This window comes from Micromonospora costi (genome assembly GCF_003626655.1).
In the GTDB taxonomy this organism is placed as follows: domain Bacteria; phylum Actinomycetota; class Actinomycetes; order Mycobacteriales; family Micromonosporaceae; genus Micromonospora; species Micromonospora costi.
Genome location: NZ_RBAN01000003.1, coordinates 662,289 through 680,548, shown reverse-complemented (window position 1 = coordinate 680,548; position 18,260 = coordinate 662,289). Strand labels below are relative to the sequence as shown.

The following is an 18,260-nucleotide window of genomic DNA, read 5'->3' as shown; positions in this document are numbered from 1 at the left end:
CAGGCGTACGAGCCGGCCAGGGCCGAGAGGGGCCCGGGCCACGAGCCGGGTCAGCAGTACGAGCAGGGTAGGCCCGAGCCGGGTCAGCCGTACGACGTCGTCCGGTCCGAGCCCGAGGCCGGCCATCCCGTCCAGCCGGAACGGCCGGCGTCCGACGACCGGCCGGCCTGGGCCGGCGGACCCGCGGCGTCGTCCAGGGCCGTCGAGCCGGCCCCCGCCCTGCCGTCGCGTCCCGTGGACCGGCCCGCCTGGGCCGGCGGCCAGCCGGAGCCGCCGGTCGCGCCGCCCGAGCGGCCGACCTGGGCGCCTGCGACGAGCGCGGCGTCCGGCGGGGCCCCATGGGCGGCGGCCGACAGCGCCCCACCGATGGCGCCGAGGAGCGCCCCTCCGGCGGCGCCGACCAGCGGTCCGGCGGCCGGGCCGACCAGTGCGCCCCCGGCGGCGCCGAGCAGCGGCCCGACCGCAGGGTTGACCGCACGGCCGACCACCGGCGCGACCGCAGGGCCGACCCGTCCGACCAGCGGCCCGGCGGGGCCGACCAGTGCGCCCCCGGCGGCGCCGACCAGCGGCCCGACGGCCGGCCCGAGCAGCGCCCCGCCCGCCGCCGAGCGGCCGTCCTGGGCCCGCGGGTCCACCGGGCGGCCGGCCTCCTACGAACGCCCGGCCTGGGCGGGCGGCCGTCCGGCGAGTGGGCCACCGGCCGCACCCGAGGCGACCGCCGGCGACGCCCCGGAGGTCGGGCGTCGCGCCGCGCAGCCGTTCCGTCCGGGTGCGGGCGGCGAGGCCGCCGAGGCGTACGCACCGGCCGCGGAGCCGTCGGGCGGCCGCCGCGGCATCCCCACGCCGGGCTCGATCGGTGAACCACCGGCCCCCCCGGGTCCCGCCCCGGCCTCCGCCACGAGCGGGGCCGGTCGCCGCGACCGCAGCCATTCCGCGCCCGACCCGACGAGCGCCCCTCCCTACGCGGCCCGCCGATCCGCCCCCGACCCGGCAGCGACGGCGAGCCTCGCCGGTGACCGGCGATCGGACCCGACGGCGGCGGTGCTGCCGCAGCGCGTCCCCGCCGAGCCGGACGTGCCAGTCGTGCCGGAGCCGCCAGCCGTGGAGCCACCCGCCGAAACCCCGGAACTCGCCCGCATCGCCACCCACCTGCGCCGCGACGACGAGCCGGCGCCGCCGCAGGAGCGGCCCGAGGGCTTCGACGTCAACGCGATCCTCGGCGCCGTACGCGAGGTGGCCGGTGTCCGTGACGCCTCGCTGCGGCGCACCCCGGCGGGCGCGCACAGCCTCCGCCTCGACCTGGCCGACGGCGCCGATCCGGCCGAGGTGAGCCGGGTGGTCGCCCGCCTGCTCCAGGAGCGGATGGGTCTCGCGGCGGCCCCGCAGAACGTGCCCGGCGTGCCGGTCGCGCCCTCGCCGCCGGTCCGTCGCCGTGGCGCCGGGCGGCCGGCCGAGACGCGCGAGAGCCGGCCCGCCGTCGAGGCACGGAGCGAGACGCGCGAGACCCGGCCTGCCGTCGAGGGGCGGAGCGAGACCCGTCCCGCGCCGCCCGGGGAAACCGCCGACGCGGGCCGGCAACCGGTCGCCGAGTCGGATGTGGCGCGCCGGCGTCGGCCGTCCGCTCCGCCGCGCGGCCGGGCCACAGTGGACGAGCCTTCCGCTCCCACCGTTTCGCCGGGCGGGGCCACCGGCAGCCCGGCGACGATCGGGGCGTCGTACTCCGGCGCGCAGCTCAGCACCACCGAGGCGGCTCCGTCGCGCCCGCTGGACACCGGCGGGGTGCCCGGCCCCCGGGTGGTGATCGACCACGTGCAGGTGAGCACGTTCGGGCTCGACGCCACGGTGGAGGTACGGCTGATAGCCGCCGGTGAGAGCGCCGCCGGCTACGCCACCGGGCCGGCCGTCGACGGGTACGTCCTTCGGCTCTGCGCGGTGGCCGCCGCCGCGGCGGTGGACGAGCTGCTGGGCCGCTCGGACCACGCCGAGCGCGGGCGGTGCTTCGTCGAGCACGCCGCCGTCGTGCCGTTCGGCAACTGCGAGGTGGCCACCGTGGTGGTGCTGCTCGTCTGCGACGGCTGGGTGGAGCAACTGGCCGGGTCCGCCCTGGTCGCGGGCGACCCGCGACAGGCGGTGGTCCGCGCGACGCTGGCCGCGGTGAACCGTCGCCTCGAGGCGCTGCTGGCCTGAGGAGTTCCGGGCAGACTGGAGCGGTGAAGCGCGCCACACTCTGCCCGGAGCGGCTGCTGCCCGAGCACGCGGTCCCGCCGCCGTGGCCGGGGCGTGCGGTCCGGCTCGACGGCGTGGTCACCTACGTGCGGGACACGCCGGCCACCAGCCCGGACGCCGAACCCGCCCTGTACGTGCACGGGTTGGGCGGCTCCTCGCAGAACTGGACGGACCTGGCCGGCCTGCTCGCCGGCCGGCTCGACGGTCAGGCCATCGACCTGCCCGGGTTCGGTCGCAGTGAACCGGGCCACCGCTACACGGTGCCGGCGTTCGCCGAGCGGGTGGTCCGGTGGATCGAGCACTCCGGTCGCGGGCCCGTGCACCTGTTCGGCAACTCCCTGGGCGGCGCGGTCTCCGTGCGGGTCGCCGCGCTCCGCCCCGACCTCGTACGCACCCTCACGCTGGTGTCGCCCGCGCTGCCGTTCCTCGACTTCCGGCGCTCGGTGCAGGGCCGGATGCTGCCTCTGCTCGCCCTGCCGCGGGCCGAGCGGGTGGCCGCCTGGCGGTTGACCCAGCTCGCGCCCGAGCTGTTGGCCCAGCAGGTGATGGAGGCGTGCGTGGCCGACCTCAGCCGGATCTGCGACCAGCGCCGGCAGGAGGCGATCGAGGAGATCCGCATCCGCTACGAGGCCGAGCACTACGCGGCCGCGTACGTCCGGACGTTGCGCGGCCTGGTCTCCTGCTTCCTGCGGGCGTACCTGCCCGGGGCGGGGTCGCTGTGGCGGCTGGCCCGGACCGTGCGCGCGCCCACGCTGGTCGTCGGTGGGCTTCAGGACCGGCTGGTCGACGTACGGGTGGCTCCGCAGACCGCCCGGGCGATCCCGGACAGCCGGCTGCTCATGCTGCACGGGGTCGGCCACGTGGCGCAGCTGGAGGTGCCCCGCGTGGTCGCCCGGGCGGTGCTGGGTCTGCTCGGCGAAACGGGGGAGAGCGCGAGGCGGCACGATCTGGCAGGCTGAGCCGGATGCCCAGCTCAGCGCCCCGCCGCACCGGCGATCCGCCCGTCGCCGCCGCCCGGAGGACGAGCGGGCCGCCGGTTCCCGCGCCACGCGCTGTCGGCTCCCGAGCGGACAACGCCCACCCCGGAGGGACGCCATCCGGCGGGGCACCATCCGGCCGGGCCCGCTCGGCGGCGGCGCCGTCCGGCGGGGCCCGCTCGGTGTCGGCCCCATCCGGCCGGGCCCGCTCGGCGGCGCCGTCCGGTCAGGCCGGCGCGTCGGTCGGACGGGCCGACGAGGCGCGGCGTCGGCGTCGGCAGCGGTTCCAGGCGCTCGCCCAACTGTCGGCGGTGCTGCTGGCCATCGGCTCCGCGGTCACCGTGGTCGCCCTGCACGGGGACGCCGATCCGCGGCCGGTGGTCCCGGCGGACGCGGCGCTGCCGGTCGCGACGGCCCCGCTGCCGGTGCTCGGTCCGGTCGCGCCCAGCCTGTCGCCCTCGCCGTCGTCCCCGCCGCCTCCGGTGCTCCGGCTGCCCGGGCCGGTGCCGTCCGCCGGCTCCGGCCGCTTCGGTCACGACGACCGCACCGGGCCGGTGCTCGGCGCGGCGGGGACGCTCCAGCGTTACCGGGTCGCCGTCGAGTCGGGCAGCGGCGAGGACGCGCGCGAGTTCGCCGAGGCGGTGCGGGTGGCGCTCACCGGGCCGGGCAGCTGGGTGGACAGTCGGCGGTTGCGGCTCCAGCAGGTGCCCGGCGGGGCCGGCTCCCACTTCACGGTCTACCTGGCGACCGCCCGTACGGCGGGGCGGATGTGCGCCGAGGGCGGCGTGGACATCCGGGTGGGCGGGAAGCCGTACACCTCCTGTCGGGCGCCCGGGAAGGTCATCATCAACCTCGACCGGTGGCGGCTCTCCGTTCCGCACTACGTACGGGCGAAGGTGCCCCTGTCGGTCTACCGGACGTACGTCGTCAACCACGAGGTGGGTCACCAGTTGGGGCACCGCCACGAGCGTTGCCCCGGCGCGGGGCGGCCGGCGCCGGTGATGATGCAGCAGACCCTCTTCCTGAACGGCTGCGTGGCCAATCCGTGGCCCTACCGCGACGGCCGCCGATACGCGGGACCGTCACTCTGAACCTCTTTATGGTTTCCTGAGCGATTTATCCCCTAATGCTCGCCGCCATTCGGAGCGGCATTAGTGTTAAACGCCAGAAATGCCCGTTTAATCTGGCACGCTGAAATTCATGACGCCGTCGTCCCCTTACGACCCGCCTGCTCCGACCCGCGAACTGTCCGGCCGGCGCCGCCCGGCGCTCGTCCGGATGTACCGGCGCCGGCGGCGCACCGTCCTGCTGACCCTGGCGCTGCTGCTCACCGCCACCGGGATCACGCTGGCCCGGGCCGGTACGCCGCCGCCCGCACCGCCGGCCGTGCAGGGGCGGCTGCCCGACAGCGGCGGAGCCGGGGCGCACGACGGGACGCCGGCAGCGCACCCGGTCCCCTCCGTCGGCGCCGGTCGCTTCGCCGTCGCCACCGGTGGCACCTCTGTTCACGGCGAGGACGGCCCGCTGCACCGCTACCGGGTGGCCGTCGAACAGGGCACCGACCAGGACGCCGACGAGTTCGCGGCCAGCGTGGACGAGACGCTCGCCGACCCGCGTAGCTGGATCGCATCGGGAGAGCTGCGGGTGCAGCGGGTGGCCGACGCGGCGGAGGCCGACTTCACCGTCTACCTCGCGACGCCCGTCACCTCGGAACGGATGTGCGCCGAGGGCGGCCTGAGCACGGAGGGCTACACGTCCTGCCGGCTGCCCGGGCAGGTCATCATCAACCTGGCGCGCTGGATGGAGGCGGTGCCCGACTACGGCGCGCCGCTGTCGGTCTACCGGACGTACGTCATCAACCACGAGGTGGGGCACGAGTTCGGCCATGACCACGAGGCGTGCCCCGGGCCGGGCGTACCAGCGCCCGTGATGCAGCAGCAGACGTACGGCCTGGAAGGCTGCGTCGCCAACCCCTGGCCCTACGTCGACGGCAACCGGTACGCCGGGGAGATCATCCCCTGACGGCCCGCCCGCATCGGTGCGGCTTTATTCCCACTCCCGAATGCCGGGCGGCGTGTCCTCCCTCATGGCCGACCCGCCCCCGGTCGAGCGACAATGGCCCGGTTCGCATCGCCGATCCCCGGGGAGTCCGCCGTGTCGTTGCCCCCGCTCGTCGAGCCCGCCGCCGAGCTGACCGTTGACGAGATCCGCCGCTACTCGCGCCACCTGATCATCCCGGACGTCGGGGTGGAGGGGCAGAAGCGGCTGAAGAACGCCCGGGTGCTGTGCGTGGGCGCCGGCGGTCTCGGCTCGCCGGCCCTCATGTACCTGGCCGCCGCCGGCGTCGGCACCCTCGGCATCATCGACTTCGACACCGTCGACGAGTCCAACCTCCAGCGCCAGATCATCCACGGCGTCTCCGACGTCGGCCGGTCGAAGGCCGAGTCCGCCGCGGCGAGCATCCGCGAGATCAACCCGCTGGTCAACGTGGAGATCCACAACACCGCGCTGGACCGGGACAACGTCCGCGAGATCTTCGCCCAGTACGACCTCATCGTCGACGGCACCGACAACTTCGCCACCCGCTACATGGTCAACGACGCGGCGGTGCTGCTCGGCAAGCCGTACGTCTGGGGGTCGATCTACCGCTTCGACGGCCAGGCGTCGGTGTTCTGGGCCGAGCACGGCCCCTGCTACCGGTGCCTCTATCCGGAGCCCCCGCCGCCCGGCATGGTGCCGTCCTGCGCCGAGGGCGGCGTGCTCGGCGTGCTCTGCGCCTCCATCGGCTCGATCCAGGTGAACGAGGCGATCAAGCTGCTCGCCGGCATCGGCGAGCCGCTGGTCGGCAGCCTGATGGTCTACGACGCCCTGGAGATGTCCTACCGCAAGATCAAGGTCCGGAAGGACCCGGACTGCGTGCTCTGCGGGGAGAACCCCACGGTCACCGACCTGCTGGAGGACTACGAGGACTTCTGCGGCGCGGTGTCCGTCGAGGCGCAGGAGGCGGTGGTCGACTCGACCATCACGGCGCTGGAACTCAAGGAGTGGCAGGACGCCGGCAAGGACATCTTCCTCGTGGACGTGCGCGAGCCGGCCGAGTACGAGATCGTCCGCATCCCGGGCGCCACGCTGATCCCCAAGGGCGACATCATCTCCGGTGAGGCGCTCTCCCGGCTCCCGCAGGACAGGCAGATCGTGCTGCACTGCAAGTCCGGCGTCCGCTCCGCCGAGGCGCTCGCGGCGCTCAAAGCGGCCGGGTTCCGCGACGCGGTGCACGTCCAGGGCGGCGTGCTCTCCTGGATCAAGCAGATCGATCCGTCGCTGCCCGCGTACTGACCGACCGGGCGGGGTCGGGGCGGTCGCAACCCGCCCCGACCTCGGCCGATTCTCCGAGGCGGGATCGCCTTTGCGCAGGTAGCGTGTCCGCCGTGGTCGACTTGGACGCCGCGATCGGCTTCGTCGTGGCTCATGGGGACGCGGTGGAGCGCGCCCGCCTCTCGCGGTTGCGCACCGGCGCGCCGGTGCCCATCGAACTGGTGGAGCGGGCCGAGTCCGGGCAGTCGCCCGGCGGTGGTTGGCCGGCCACCCTCGACGGCGAGGTCGCCTCCGTCGACGCCACCTGCTACCGCCTCGCCGAGCTGGACGACCTCGGCGCGCTCGGCCGCCCGGCGGCACGGCACGCGCTGGACTGGCTCGCCGCCCGGCAACTGCCCGACGGCCGGTGGGACGAGGATCCGGCGCTCGCCGACATCGCGCCGGAGTGGGCCCGGCCCGGCGATCCGGAGGCCCGGTTCTACCTCACCGCCAACGCCGGCTTCTGGCTGACCGTGGCCGGGCTCGACGCCCGGGCCGCCGGCCCGCTCGACCATCGCGTGGGCGGGGCGTACGCCGGGGTGGTGCAGGCGGCGGCGCAGGCCGTCGCCGCGGGGCTCGGCGCGGACGGCACCTGGCCGTCGTTCCTGCCGGCCGGCTGGCTGGGCGCGGCCGTGCTGCACCGGCAGGGGATGTACGACGAGTCGGCGCGGATCCAGGCGGTGCTGGCCGAGCGGATTCCGCAGATGTCCCCGGCCGACGCGGCGTGGCTCGCCGCGACGCTGCGCCGCGTCGAGGTGGGCGAGGAGCAGTGGCTGCTGGTGTCGGCCCGGCGGCGGCTCGCCGAGACCCAGCGCAGCGACGGCGGTTGGGACAGCGACGACGGTCACCAGTTCGACGTGCACACCACGCTGCGGGCGATCCGCGCCTGCCGGGCGCCGGTCACTTCAGCTGACTGATCACCAGCGGCCACCAGGCGTCCGGCGCGAACGCCGCGGGGTCGATGCTCTCCAGCACCGTGCGCAGCGTCTCGGCCCGCTCGGCCCGGCCGGCCTTCCCCTCGTCGGCCTCGACGAACAGCGCGAACTGGTAGAGGAACTCGACGAACGTGCGGAAGGTGCTGTTCACCCCCTGGACGTCCTGCGCATCGAGGTCGAGCTGGAGGATCTCGCCGGTACGCGGATCGAGCACGTACAGCAGGTCGGTGTTGTCGGCGACCGCGCCCACCACGATCAGCCGGATGTCCAGCGAGCCGTCCTCGGTGCTCAGCTGGATGGTGTCGAACAGCTCGATGTCGCCCTCGAGGTAGGCGGTGTAGACCACTTCCACGTCGAGCGGGATCTCGTCGCCGGCCGGGAGCATGTCGGGGGTGAAACCGCCCTCGAGCCAGGCCTCGCGCGGGTACGGGACGAGCTCGTCCTCGTTCCACAGGGAACGGAACCGGGGGTCAGCGGCCATCGGAGTCCTCAGCGGTCGGTGTCGGTCAGGACGACAGGCCGGCGGCCACCAGCAGCCGCCGCCAGTTGTCGGCGTACTCGCCGGCGTGCCGCCCGCCGGACAGGCGCCGGTCGGGCACGGCGGGGCCGATCACGGTGGCGACCAGCTCCGGATAACCGGGGCCGAGCACCCGCTCGTTGACGAACGTGGCGATGTCCGGAGCGAGGACGGTGAACTCCACGTCCTCGTCGGGGTGCTCGTACTGGAAGACGTAGTCGTCCGGGTCCATCCAGTAGACCTCGAGGTCGGAGACGTCGAGGTAGATCGGGGCGCCACCGGGCACGTCGCCGCGCAGCTTCGGCGGGACGCTGTGCAGCTCGTAGCCGACCGGCAGCGGGCTGCCCATCGGGTCGTCCGGGTCGACCGGGCGGTCGGCCCAGGCGGCCGCGCTGCGGATCGCCTCCGGCGCGACGAACCGGAAGTTGTCGCCCTCCAGCCGGTCGAAGAGGCGGTAGGTCTCGGCGACGCCGGGCAGGTCGGGCAGCGGCTCCAGCGGCACCGGGTCGCCGATGACCACGCCGAAGCCCTGCTCGGCGTCGAGCCGGCGCAGCAGGTCGAGCTTCTCGCGGACCTGGTCGAGGACGCCGGGATCGGCCGGGGTGGTCACGGGAGCACCTTCACGATGATCGGGGTGCCCTCGGGTACGTCGCGCAGCGCGACGGAGATGTCGCTGCCGAGCTGGCGGTTCGTCCAGGCGTCCATCGGCCTGAGGTTAGCGTAGATGTCCTCCCCGTCCATCTGGAGATCCTGGATGTGGTCGGGGTCGAGCCCCTGGCCACGGGACGTGATGGGGCCCTTGCCGGCGTAGAGCTGCTCGACGGCCCGCTTGTTGGCGAGGTACTTGTTGGTGGCAGTCGTCCCCTTGTCCTTGCTGAGCCGGCCGTCCTTCGTGAGGCGGCGGATCAGGCGGTCGCGGTAGACGTTCGTGCGGGTGCGCCGCTTGCCGGTGGACCGGTCGGTGACCTTGTTGCTGTCCCGGTCGGGGGTGGCCTTCTTCAGCCGACCCTCCTTGCCGAGCCGTTCCAGGTCCCGGGCCTTGCGGTCGAAGTCGCGCTTGTGGAAGTCCGGCCGGTTACGCAGCACCAGCACCGCCGGCCCGTCGACCTTGCCGCCCTTGGCGGTGCGGAACACGTCCGCGTTCTCCAGGTAGGCCGAGACGATCCGGGCGCCCTTGGCCTGCGCCTTGCGCGGTGGCGCGGTGCGCTTCTTAACCATTGAGCACCGCGTCCACGGCCATGCCGATCAGCTGGTCGATGATCAGCCCGGTGATCATCTTGAAGATCGGGATCTCCAGCAGGGACGCGCCGAAGGTGGCCACCGCGGTCGCGATGGCCTGGGCGATCTGGATGGCGAGCAGCACGAGCTGGACGATCACCTGGATCTTCAGGGCCAGCACCACGCCCGCCGCGACCATGAGGCCGATGCCGATCACGTTCGCCGGTGTGGTGGTGTCGGCGATGTTGCGGGCCGCCGACTCGGTGTCGCTCCACTCGCCGGCGAACTCCGTGAAGCTCGCGCCGGAGTTGTTGTCCAGCACCGTGCGGGCCGCCGCCTCCAGCTCCGCGGCCGAGCCGCTGATCCGGTCGGCCATGCCCGTCCACTCGCCCGCGAGCTGGAACAGCTTCGTCTCGTCGGACTGCGGCCACTCGTAGCCGAGCATCGAGAGAAGGGACGCGAGTTCGCCCGGGATGCTGAGCCCCACCTGTCCTACCTTTCGAGTCGGTCAGCCGCCGAGCGAGCCGAGCATCCGGGAGAAGGAGGCGGCGATGTCGTCCTCGACCGACTGGTAGTTGTCGGCCATGTCGAGCAGCCCGTCGACGTACGTCTCCAGCTCGGACACGTTGGTGTCGAAGCACTCGGTCGCCGCCTCGACGCAGGCCGAGTGGGCGACGGCCAGCAGGGTGCCGATGTCGTCGCCGCCGAACGCGTCCGCGTAGCCCTCCGCGGCGGCCTGGAAGCCCTCGAACGCCTCGCGGACGGTCTCCTTGGCCGCTTCCAGCTGCTCCGCGCCCCGCCGCAGCGAGTCGATGTCGACGTGCAGGTTCTCCATCTCAGCTCTTCTGCAGCTTGCGCATCGTCTCGCTGATGGCCTGGGTCATGGCGCGCATCTGCCGCAGGCTCTCGTCCTGCAGGCGCTCCACGGTGCTCGTGATGGCCGCGAGGTCGGGCATCGGCTCGGTGACGTCGACACCGGGAGTCTGGCCGTCGAGGGCGTCGTTGAACGCCCGGCGCAGCTCGTCGGCCAGGTATTCCGAGCCCTCCCGGAGCACCCGCGGGTCGATCTCGATGCCGCTGACCCGGCCGTCGGTGCCGAGCGTGACGCGGATGCGCCCGTCGGCGGCCTCGGCCACCGACTCGGTGCGCTCGGGCGGGGTGAACCCCTTGCCCACGTCGCGCAGCGCGGCCCGCGCCTGCGCCAGCTGCTGCTCCAGAGCGTCCTCGCCCAGCATGACGCCTCCCCAGACCGGCTTGCCGAACCGGGATCCAGACTAACCGGCGGGCGCCATCCGCGAGTGCCCGCCTCCAGTCCACCCCGGACGGTCAGCCCCGCAGGTGGCCGTCCCCGGTCACCACGTACTTGGTGGAGGTCAGCTCGGGCAACCCCATCGGCCCCCGGGCGTGCAGCTTCTGGGTGGAGATGCCGATCTCCGCGCCGAAGCCGAACTCGCCACCGTCGGTGAACCGGGTCGAGGCGTTCACCATGACGGCCGCCGCGTCCACCCGGGCCACGAACTCCCGGCCCGCGCTCGTGGAGTCGGTGACGATCGCCTCGGTGTGCCCCGTCCCGTAGCGGCGGATGTGGGCGACCGCCGCATCCAGCGAGTCGACCACGGCCACCGAGATGTCGGCGGAGAGGTACTCGGTGGCGAAGTCCTCCTCGGTGGCCGGCACCACGGCGGCGGAGTGGGCGGCCACCCGCTCGTCGCCGTGCACGGTCACGCCGGCCTCGGCGAACGCCGCCAGCATCGGGGGCAGGAAGGTGTCGGCGACCGCGGCGTGCACCAGCAGCGACTCCGCGGTGTTGCAGGTGGACAGTCGCTGCGTCTTGGCGTTCAGCGTGACGGCCACGGCCTTGGACACGTCGGCGGCGGCGTCGACGTACACGTGACAGTTGCCCACCCCGGTCTCGATCACCGGGACGGTGGACTCCTCGACGACCGTGCGGATCAGCGAGGCGCCGCCGCGCGGGATCAGCACGTCGACCAGGCCGCGGGCGCGCATCAGCTCCTTCACCGAGTCGCGGGAGGCGGCGTCGAGCAGCTGCACCGCGTCCGCGGGCAACCCGCTGGCGGCCACCGCGTCGCGCAGCACGGCGACCAGTGCGGCGTTCGAGCGCGCGGCCGAGGAGGAGCCGCGCAGCAGCGCCGCGTTGCCGGACTTCAGGCAGATCCCCGCGGCGTCCACGGTCACGTTCGGGCGGGCCTCGTAGATGATGCCGACCACGCCGAACGGCACCCGGATCTGGCGCAGCTCCAGGCCGTTGGGCAGGGTCGAGCCGCGGACCACCTCACCCACCGGGTCGGGCAGCGCGGCCATCTGCCGCAACGCGTCGGCGATGCCGGCCACCCGCCCCTCGTCGAGGGCCAGCCGGTCCAGGACGGCCGCGGTCAGTCCGGCCTCCCGGCCGGCCGCCAGGTCCGCCGCGTTCGCGGCCAGGATCTCCGGCGTACGCGCCACCAGCGCGTCGGCCATCGCCAGCAGCGCGTCGTCCTTGGTCGTACGCGTCGCGACGGCCAGCGCCTCGGCCGCCACCCGGGCGCGCCGTGCCTGCTCGGTCACGCCCGTGCCGGCGCCCTGGGCCGGTTCGTCCGTTCGCCGCTCGCTCACTCGCCACTCCTCACAGCAGCACCAGGTCGTCGCGGTGGACGACCTCCCGTTCGTACGCCGGGCCGAGCGCCGCGGCGAGTTCCGACGTGGAGCGGCCGAGCAGCCCGGGCAGCTCGACCGCGTCGTAGTTGACGAGCCCGCGGGCCACCGGCGCGCCCTGGGCGTCGACGAGGTCCACGGGATCACCAGCGGTGAACGCCCCGTCGACCGCGGTGATGCCGGCGGGCAGCAGCGACTTGCGCCGCCCGACCACGGCGGCGACCGCGCCCGGGTCGAGGTGCAGCCGACCCCGCGGCGAGGTGGCGTGCGCGAGCCAGAACAGGCGCGCCGCCGGGCGCTGCCGCCGCGGGTGGAAGAACGTGCCGACCGGCTCGCCGGCCAGCGCGGCGCCGGCCAGCGGGGCGGCCGTGAGCACCACCGGGATGCCGAATCCGGTGGCGATCCGGGCCGCCTCCACCTTGGTCACCATGCCGCCGGTGCCGACGCCGGAACGCCCCGCGCCGCCGATCACCACGCCCGCCAGGTCCTCCTCGCCGCGTACCTCGGCGATCCGGGTCGACTCGGGCCGCGCCGGGTCGCCGGTCCAGAGCGCGTCGACGTCCGACAGGAGCACCAGCAGGTCGGCGTGGACCAGCGCGGCTACGAGCGCGGCGAGCCGGTCGTTGTCGCCGAACCGGATCTCCTCGGTGGCCACCGTGTCGTTCTCGTTGACGATCGGCACCGCCCGCAGGTCGAGCAGTTTGCGCAGCGTCCGGTACGCGTTGCGGTAGTGCGCCCGCCGCGTGACGTCGTCGACCGTGAGCAGCACCTGGCCCACGGTGAGTCCATGCCGGGCGAAGCTGGCCGCGTACCGCCCGATGAGCTGCCCCTGCCCGACGCTGGCCGCGGCCTGCTGGGTGGCCAGGTCGCGCGGGCGTCGGGACAGGCCCAGCGGGGCCAGACCGGCCGCGATCGCGCCGGAGGAGACGAGCACCACCTCCCGGCCGTCGGCGGCCAGCGCGCCCAGGGTGTCGACCAGCGCGTCGACCCGCTCGGCGGCCAGCCCGCCGGACGGGGTGGTCAACGAGGAGGATCCGATCTTGACGACGACCCGCCGGGCCGCCGTTACCGCTTCGCGCACCCGACCATTCTGCGTGGTCACGGCAGCGGCGCCTCGGCGCGTTCCCATATGGTGGCCGATTGTGACACCGGACGAGTACGTCGAGGCCGTGCTGGACCTCGTGGAGCGGATCCCGCCCGGACGGGTGATGTCGTACGGCGCGATCGCGGACGCCCTCGCCGAGCGCTCCGGCCGCGCCTCGGCCCGGCTCGTGGGCACCATCATGGCGCGGCACGGTGGCGCGGTGCCCTGGCACCGGGTGGTCGCCTCGTCGGGGCGCCTGCCGCCGGGCCACGAGCGGGAGGCGCGGGCCCGGCTGCGTGCCGAGGGGACGCCGCTGCGCGGAGCCGGGGTGGACATGGCGGCGGCGAGCTGGTCGCCGGAAGAGACGATGTGACCAGTGCCATAACGTGAGTAACATTCGGCGCCATGGACGCGCCGCCGGCTGACCCGGCTCCGGTCCGGGGTGCCCTGCCGCGTCGGGTGCACGCCGGCTACGCGCTCGGCTCCCTGGCGACCGGCGCCTTCGGCACCGTGCCCGGTCTGCTGCTGCTGCCGTACCTCACCGACACGCTCGGTGTGGCCGCCGGGCTGGCCGCCCTGCTCGTGCTCGGCCCGAAGGCGTGGGACGTGCTGGTCAACCCGGTGGCCGGGCGCGTGTCCGACCGCACCCGGTCGCGCTGGGGCGCCCGAAGGCCGTACCTCCTGGTCGCGGGGCTCGCGCTCGCGGTGCTGTTCGCCGCCATCTTCGCCGCGCCGTTCGGCGCCGGTCGCGCCGCCGCGGCGTACGTCGCGGTCGCGTTCCTCGCCACGGCCACCGCGTTCGCTTTCTTCCAGGTGCCGTACGTGGCCATGCCCGCCGAGTTGACCGACGACTACGCCGAGCGCACCCGGCTCATGACCTGGCGGATCGCCGTCCTGGCGCTGGCCATCCTGGTCTCCGGCGCGGTCGCCCCCGTGGTGGTGACGGCGGGCGGCGAGGGGCTCGCCGGGCACCGCTGGATGGGGCTCTTCGTGGCGGCGCTGATCGTGCTGGGCGCGGTCGGCGCGTTCCTGGGCACCGCCGCCGCGCCCACCGGCCAGGTACGCCTCAGCGAGCCGACGCTGCGCGCCCAGCTCGCGGTGGCCGGCCGCAACCGGCCGTTCCGGGCGCTGCTGCTCTGCTTCGTGGTGCAGTCCGCCGGGGTGGCCACCATCCTCGCCGGGGTCAACTACTTCGCCGACCAGATCCTGCGCGATCCGGAGACCGGCGCCACCCTGCTCTTCGCCTGCTTCGTGGGGCCGGCGCTGCTCGTCATGCCGGTCTGGACGCGGGTGGGCGCCCGCGTGGGCAAGCGCGCCGCCCTGGTGGCCGCGTCGCTGCTGCTCGCGATGGGCGCGGCGGCGCTCGTCGTGGCCCCGCTGCTGCCGGCGGCCGCCGTGTACCCGGTGGTCGCGCTGGTGGGCGCCGGGTACGCGGGGCAGCAGGTCTTCGCGCTCGCCATGCTGCCCGACTGCATCGCCTGGGACGAGGCGCGCACCGGCCGGCGGCAGGCTGGCGTCTTCACGGGCGTCTGGACGGCGGGGGAGACGTTCGGGCTGGCGCTCGGACCCGGCATCTACGGCCTCGTGCTCCAGATCGCCGGCTACGTCTCCTCCGACACCGGCACGGCGGCCGCGCAGTCCGACGGCGCCCGCCTCGGCATCCTGCTCGGCTTCACGGCGCTGCCCGCGCTGCTGGTGGCCGTGCCTCTGCTGGCGCTACGCCCGTACAACCTGACCCCGAGTCGCCTGCAGCCCACCGCGCCGGCCGATCATGCAGTCGTGGTGGGGGACGAAAGCCGCTGATTTGCACGGAAGGGGCACCACAACTCCATGATCGACGAGAAGACCGACGGGACCGCGTTGCCGGAGCACGGACTGCCCGCCGAGCAGGTGCTCGACGAGATCCGCGCGCTCCGGGCGGCGGACCGGCCCACGCACGGCGGGACGCTCTTCGCGTACGTCTACGACCCCGCCGTACCGGGCCTCGACGCGCTGGCCGCGGCGGCCCACGCGGCCTGCGCGCACGTCAACGGGCTCGACCCGACCGCCTTCCCGTCCCTGCTCGCCATGGAGAACGCCCTGGTCGGCGCGGCGGCCCGGCTGCTCGGGGGCGGGCCCGGCGGCGCCGCCCCGGACGTGGTGGGCAGCGTCACCAGTGGCGGCACCGAGTCACTGATCCTGGCGGTGAAGGCCGCCCGGGACGCCCGTCCGGAGATCACCGCGCCGCGGCTCGTCGTGCCGTCGAGCGGGCACGCGGCCTTCGCCAAGGCGGCGCACTACCTGCGGGTGGCGCTCGACGTGGTGCCCGTGTCCCCGGAGACCCTGCGTCCCGACCCGGCCGCCGTGGCCGCCGCCATCGGGCCCGACACCGTCCTCGTGGCGTGCTCCGCGCCGTCGTACGCCCACGGCGTGATCGACCCGGTCGCCGAGATCGCGGAGGCGGCCGCCGCGGCCGGCGTGCGCTGCCACGTGGACGCCTGCTTCGGCGGCTGGACGCTGCCGTACCTACGCAGGCTCGGCGCGCCGGTTCCGCCGTTCGACTTCACGGTGCCCGGCGTCACCTCGATCTCCGTGGACCTGCACAAGTACGCGTACGCCCCGAAGGGCGTGTCCGTGCTGCTGCACCGCGACCCGGCGCTGCGGGCACCGCAGTACTTCGCGTACGCCGACTGGCCCGGGTACACGATGGTCAACCCGACTATCGCCTCGACGCGGTCGGGTGGCCCGATCGCCGCCGCGTACGCCACGGTCCGGCACCTCGGCGACGACGGCTACCTGCGGCTCGCGGCGGCGACGCGGGACGCCGTGGCCGGCCTGGCCGACGCCGTACGCGGCGTGCCCGGGCTGCGGCTGGTGGCCGAGCCGGAGTCCACCGTCGTCTGCTTCACGAGCACCGACCCCGGTCTCGACCTCTTCGTGCTCGTCGACGAGCTGACCGCACGCGGCTGGCACACCCAGCCCCAGCTCACGTACGCGGACCTGCCGGCGAGCGTGCACCTCACGGTGACCGCCGCGGTGGCGCCCCGGGTGGCCGAGTTCGGGCCCGCCCTGGCCGACGCGGTGGCCGCGGCCCGGGCGGCCGGCCCCACCGAGCTGCCCCCGGAGCTGCTGGCGCTCGCCGGCACCCTGACCCCGGACGCGCTCACCCCGGACCTGGTCGCCGGGCTCGCCGCGGGCCTGGGCCTCGGATCCGCCGCCACCGCCGCCCCCGACGCCCGCGCCACCGCCGCCCCCGACGCCACCTCTGGCGCGGCAGACGCCACCGCGACCGCTGCCGGGCCGCTGCCCGGCCGGATGGCACCGGTCAACACGCTGCTCGACGCCGCGCCGCCGGCGCTGCGCGAACGGCTTCTCGTGGAGTTCGTCGGCCTGCTCCAGCACCCCGACTGGTGACCGAGGGTGCGGCCGCCGGGGCGGTCGCACCCTCGCGGTCAGCGGTAGCCGATCGTCACCTGGTTGTCGTCGAGGTCCGTCTCCAGCAGATGGTCCAGGCCCGGGCCTAGCCCCTGCGCCGCGACCGTGGCCCGGCCCGCGGTGAACGTCGCGCCCTTCGGCAGCCGGACGCCGAGACGCAGCGTGAGATTTCCACCGGCAGCGATCCGGCCGGTCAGGCACCGCAGCGGCGGACGGTACGCGCCGACGTCCGGCCCGCACCCGGCCCAGCCGTCGCCGTCCGGAGCGAGTGCCGCCGGCAGGTCCAGCGTGACCGCCACGGCGTCCGCCGCCCGGCCGTCCAGGTTGCGGATGCGCACCTCGACCGTGCCCGACCGGGTGCCGTCGTCGGGGTTCTCGGTGAGCACGAGGTCGGCGGCGGTGACGGCCACGTTCACCGAGTAGGGGTTGCGGGGGAAGGAGGTGGGCCCCTCGGCCTGGCCGAACCGGCCGTCCTCCCAGCGGTACCCGCGCCACTGCCGTTGCGACCACTCGCCGGGCCAGCCCCCACCCGGCGCCAGGTCGGCGACCTGCACCCGGACCAGCCCGTCCGCCCGGACCGTGACGTCGACCAGCCACTGCGGCTTGTCCCGCGAGCTGGCGACCACCCGGCCCATCGTGACGATCTCGCCGGCCTCGTTCCGGTCGAACGCCACCACCTGCGCCGGGCCGCCGGTGCCGAGCAGGCAGTGCACCAGGGCGACGGTCTCGGCGGCCCCGTCGCCGTCGACGTCGCCGTACGCGAGTCCTTCAAGCACATTCGTGCCGTCCCTGGTCGCCTCACCGACCATCCGGGCCCCCTCGTCCGGGCATCCGGGCCCCGGCCGCCAGGCGGGCAGGTCGAGACGGGCGGCGAGCAGGTCCCGCTCGCTGATCCGGCCGTTCGGCACCTCCGGGGCGCGCGAGGTCGGCGGCGGCGACGACGGGCTCACGGACGGGCTCGCGGAGGGCGTTGGGGTGGGCGGGGTGGGCGTCGGAGTGACCGCCGGGGGCACGGGCGGCGGTGCGTCGCGGCGCAACGCCGCCGTGGCGGCGATGGGAGCCACCACCAGGGCGACGGCGACGGCCGCGCCGGCCACCACCGCGGCCCGGCGACGGCGTCGCAGCGTACGGCGGGCGGCGTCCGGTCCCGGCCCGTCGACCCGTACCGTGAGCTCCTGCCGGTACGCGGCGAAACGCGTCCGCAGCGGATCGTGCTCAGCCATGGTCGACCCCCTCCATGTTCTCGTCGAGCAGCGCGGCCAGCGCCGCCCGGCCCCGGTGCAGCCAGGACTTGACCGTCCCTTCGGGTACCTCTTCCTGCCGCGCGATCTGGGCCACCGACAGGTCGGCCAGGTAGTGCAGGACGACCGCCCGCCGATGGTTCGGTGGCAGCGCCGCGAGCGCGTCCTCGATGGCCACCCGGTCCGGTGTCGGCCCCGCGACCTGTGGCTCGACCCGGCGTTGCCGGAGCAGGTGGTCGCGGGCCGTCCGCAGGCGTCGCCACCGGCTGCGGGCCAGGTTCCACGCCACCTGGCGGACCCAGGCCACCGGGTCGTCGTAGCGGAGGAGCTTCTCCCATCGGGCCAGTGCCCGGCAGAACGCCTCCTGCGCCAGGTCCTGCGCCTGGCCCAGATCCCCGGTGTACGCGCAGAGCTGCGCCGTCACGCTGCGGTAGTGCGCGTGGTAGAAGTCGTCGAAGGTGATCGCCGGATCCCCCCGTCCGGCGACGTCGACGGCCGGTGGTTCGTTCGCGCGCGCCCCCATGGTCACTGTCACTGTCCCCTCCCCGTTTGGGCCGCCGTGCGGACCGACGCCGATAACACTCCCTCCCGGCTCAACCGGTTGCGGCCGGTGCTGCCCGACACCCGACAGCACCGGGCGAC

Annotated in this window: 18 protein-coding genes and 1 pseudogene; 9 read left to right on the top strand and 10 right to left on the bottom strand. The window is 74.8% G+C overall.

The genetic code is table 11. The annotated features are described in order from the left end of the window. Positions 1–516: 516 nt before the first annotated feature. The 6 genes and pseudogenes from D7193_RS19790 to D7193_RS19765 all read left to right on the top strand — a co-directional run. Positions 517–2,187: pseudogene (locus tag D7193_RS19790) on the top strand (hypothetical protein); the annotation flags it as partial. A 23-nt stretch (positions 2,188–2,210) separates the two neighbouring features. After that, the gene (locus D7193_RS19785) at positions 2,211–3,185 is read left to right on the top strand and encodes an alpha/beta fold hydrolase (RefSeq protein WP_120780981.1); all 975 of its coding nucleotides are present in this window, start codon (positions 2,211–2,213) and stop codon (positions 3,183–3,185) included. A 200-nt stretch (positions 3,186–3,385) separates the two neighbouring features. Next, positions 3,386–4,294: a DUF3152 domain-containing protein gene (locus tag D7193_RS19780; RefSeq protein ID WP_241563207.1), complete on the top strand. Its 909-nt coding sequence runs from the start codon at positions 3,386–3,388 to the stop codon at positions 4,292–4,294. 109 nt (positions 4,295–4,403) lie between these two features. Beyond that, entirely contained in the window at positions 4,404–5,225 is an 822-nt protein-coding gene (locus D7193_RS19775; RefSeq protein ID WP_120780980.1) for a DUF3152 domain-containing protein, read from the top strand. Positions 5,226–5,318: 93 nt separating this feature from the next. Further along, positions 5,319–6,539 carry an adenylyltransferase/sulfurtransferase MoeZ gene (moeZ, locus tag D7193_RS19770; protein WP_174242671.1) on the top strand — a complete coding sequence of 407 codons (1,221 nt, stop codon included), beginning with the start codon at positions 5,319–5,321 and terminating at the stop codon, positions 6,537–6,539. Next, complete coding sequence (locus D7193_RS19765) at positions 6,536–7,474, top strand: prenyltransferase/squalene oxidase repeat-containing protein (RefSeq protein WP_377456148.1); 939 nt, start codon at positions 6,536–6,538, stop codon at positions 7,472–7,474. The genes moeZ and D7193_RS19765 overlap by 4 nt, the downstream gene beginning before the upstream one ends. On the opposite strand, the gene D7193_RS19760 is transcribed toward D7193_RS19765, so the two are convergent. The 8 genes from D7193_RS19760 to proB form a co-directional block, all read right to left on the bottom strand. Further along, on the bottom strand, positions 7,458–7,973 hold the full coding sequence (locus tag D7193_RS19760; RefSeq protein WP_120780979.1) for an SUKH-4 family immunity protein: 516 nt from the start codon (positions 7,971–7,973) through the stop codon (positions 7,458–7,460). The two genes, D7193_RS19765 and D7193_RS19760, sit on opposite strands and share 17 nt — an antisense overlap. A 25-nt stretch (positions 7,974–7,998) precedes the next feature. Further along, positions 7,999–8,619, bottom strand: coding sequence for a hypothetical protein (locus D7193_RS19755; RefSeq protein WP_120780978.1), 621 nt, complete (start codon positions 8,617–8,619; stop codon positions 7,999–8,001). After that, positions 8,616–9,227 carry a hypothetical protein gene (locus D7193_RS19750; RefSeq protein WP_120780977.1) on the bottom strand — a complete coding sequence of 204 codons (612 nt, stop codon included), beginning with the start codon at positions 9,225–9,227 and terminating at the stop codon, positions 8,616–8,618. Before D7193_RS19750 ends, D7193_RS19755 begins: the two co-directional genes overlap by 4 nt. Then, positions 9,220–9,714 carry a WXG100-like domain-containing protein gene (locus D7193_RS19745; protein WP_120780976.1) on the bottom strand — a complete coding sequence of 165 codons (495 nt, stop codon included), beginning with the start codon at positions 9,712–9,714 and terminating at the stop codon, positions 9,220–9,222. The genes D7193_RS19750 and D7193_RS19745 overlap by 8 nt, the downstream gene beginning before the upstream one ends. A 21-nt stretch (positions 9,715–9,735) precedes the next feature. Beyond that, entirely contained in the window at positions 9,736–10,062 is a 327-nt protein-coding gene (locus tag D7193_RS19740) for a WXG100 family type VII secretion target (protein WP_120780975.1), read from the bottom strand. 1 nt (position 10,063) lies between these two features. Next, positions 10,064–10,462: a YbaB/EbfC family nucleoid-associated protein gene (locus D7193_RS19735; protein ID WP_120780974.1), complete on the bottom strand. Its 399-nt coding sequence runs from the start codon at positions 10,460–10,462 to the stop codon at positions 10,064–10,066. Positions 10,463–10,553: 91 nt separating this feature from the next. Then, a complete protein-coding gene (locus tag D7193_RS19730; RefSeq protein ID WP_120781377.1) occupies positions 10,554–11,792 on the bottom strand; it encodes a glutamate-5-semialdehyde dehydrogenase in 1,239 nt (412 codons plus the stop codon). 58 nt (positions 11,793–11,850) lie between these two features. Then, positions 11,851–13,008, bottom strand: coding sequence for a glutamate 5-kinase (gene proB, locus D7193_RS19725; RefSeq protein WP_120780973.1), 1,158 nt, complete (start codon positions 13,006–13,008; stop codon positions 11,851–11,853). 13 nt (positions 13,009–13,021) lie between these two features. Between proB and D7193_RS19720 the strand changes: the two genes are divergently transcribed. Genes D7193_RS19720 through D7193_RS19710 form a run of 3 tightly spaced genes read left to right on the top strand, consistent with a single transcriptional unit; the run spans position 13,022 to position 16,356 of the window. Continuing rightward, positions 13,022–13,336: an MGMT family protein gene (locus D7193_RS19720; RefSeq protein WP_120780972.1), complete on the top strand. Its 315-nt coding sequence runs from the start codon at positions 13,022–13,024 to the stop codon at positions 13,334–13,336. A 32-nt stretch (positions 13,337–13,368) separates the two neighbouring features. Further along, entirely contained in the window at positions 13,369–14,766 is a 1,398-nt protein-coding gene (locus D7193_RS19715; RefSeq protein ID WP_120780971.1) for an MFS transporter, read from the top strand. 27 nt (positions 14,767–14,793) lie between these two features. Then, on the top strand, positions 14,794–16,356 hold the full coding sequence (locus D7193_RS19710) for a pyridoxal phosphate-dependent decarboxylase family protein (protein WP_120780970.1): 1,563 nt from the start codon (positions 14,794–14,796) through the stop codon (positions 16,354–16,356). A gap of 38 nt (positions 16,357–16,394) precedes the next feature. Here D7193_RS19710 and D7193_RS19705 read toward each other — a convergent pair whose 3' ends face one another. Beyond that, positions 16,395–17,600 carry a hypothetical protein gene (locus tag D7193_RS19705; RefSeq protein ID WP_158674827.1) on the bottom strand — a complete coding sequence of 402 codons (1,206 nt, stop codon included), beginning with the start codon at positions 17,598–17,600 and terminating at the stop codon, positions 16,395–16,397. After that, entirely contained in the window at positions 17,593–18,153 is a 561-nt protein-coding gene (locus D7193_RS19700) for a SigE family RNA polymerase sigma factor (RefSeq protein ID WP_241563203.1), read from the bottom strand. The genes D7193_RS19705 and D7193_RS19700 overlap by 8 nt, the downstream gene beginning before the upstream one ends. Between the last annotated feature and the right edge of the window lie 107 nt (positions 18,154–18,260).

Excerpts from the sequence above, each read along its gene's own strand:
- D7193_RS19760 (WP_120780979.1), bottom strand. The coding sequence starts at position 7,973 with ATGGCCGCTGACCCCCGGTTCCGTTCCCTGTGGAACGAGGACGAGCTC.
- D7193_RS19740 (WP_120780975.1), bottom strand. The coding sequence starts at position 10,062 with ATGGAGAACCTGCACGTCGACATCGACTCGCTGCGGCGGGGCGCGGAG.
- D7193_RS19710 (WP_120780970.1), top strand. The coding sequence starts at position 14,794 with ATGATCGACGAGAAGACCGACGGGACCGCGTTGCCGGAGCACGGACTG.
- D7193_RS19715 (WP_120780971.1), top strand. The coding sequence starts at position 13,369 with ATGGACGCGCCGCCGGCTGACCCGGCTCCGGTCCGGGGTGCCCTGCCG.
- proB (WP_120780973.1), bottom strand. The coding sequence starts at position 13,008 with ATGGGAACGCGCCGAGGCGCCGCTGCCGTGACCACGCAGAATGGTCGG.
- D7193_RS19735 (WP_120780974.1), bottom strand. The coding sequence starts at position 10,462 with ATGCTGGGCGAGGACGCTCTGGAGCAGCAGCTGGCGCAGGCGCGGGCC.
- D7193_RS19750 (WP_120780977.1), bottom strand. The coding sequence starts at position 9,227 with ATGGTTAAGAAGCGCACCGCGCCACCGCGCAAGGCGCAGGCCAAGGGC.
- moeZ (WP_174242671.1), top strand. The coding sequence starts at position 5,319 with ATGGCCCGGTTCGCATCGCCGATCCCCGGGGAGTCCGCCGTGTCGTTG.
- D7193_RS19705 (WP_158674827.1), bottom strand. The coding sequence starts at position 17,600 with ATGGCTGAGCACGATCCGCTGCGGACGCGTTTCGCCGCGTACCGGCAG.
- D7193_RS19775 (WP_120780980.1), top strand. The coding sequence starts at position 4,404 with ATGACGCCGTCGTCCCCTTACGACCCGCCTGCTCCGACCCGCGAACTG.